The organism is Bradyrhizobium sp. Mp27 (assembly GCF_029953005.1).
GTDB classification, from domain to species: Bacteria; Pseudomonadota; Alphaproteobacteria; order Rhizobiales; family Xanthobacteraceae; genus Bradyrhizobium; species Bradyrhizobium barranii.
Genome location: NZ_JASAUS010000812.1, coordinates 1 through 221, shown reverse-complemented (window position 1 = coordinate 221; position 221 = coordinate 1). Strand labels below are relative to the sequence as shown.

At 63.3% G+C, this 221-nt stretch carries 1 pseudogene; it reads left to right on the top strand.

Annotation, left to right across the window (positions count from 1 at the left end):
• Positions 1–21: 21 nt before the first annotated feature.
• Positions 22–221 (top strand): annotated as a pseudogene (locus QJT78_RS52750) (hypothetical protein); the annotation flags it as partial.

The following is a 221-nucleotide window of genomic DNA, read 5'->3' as shown; positions in this document are numbered from 1 at the left end:
AAGGGGCGGGTCCGACCTTCGATGCGGCAGATTCATCTGGGCGGCGAGAAGGTGTTCGTGGATTTCGCCGGCGACACCATCGACATCGTCGATCCCCTGACCGGGGAAGTGGGCAGCCAGTTCACCAGCCTCGAGTTCACCGATGTGCTGCTGGACGCGAAGATCGCCATCAGCATGGACGGCAAGGGCGCCTGGCGCGACAACGTGTTTGTCGAGCGGCT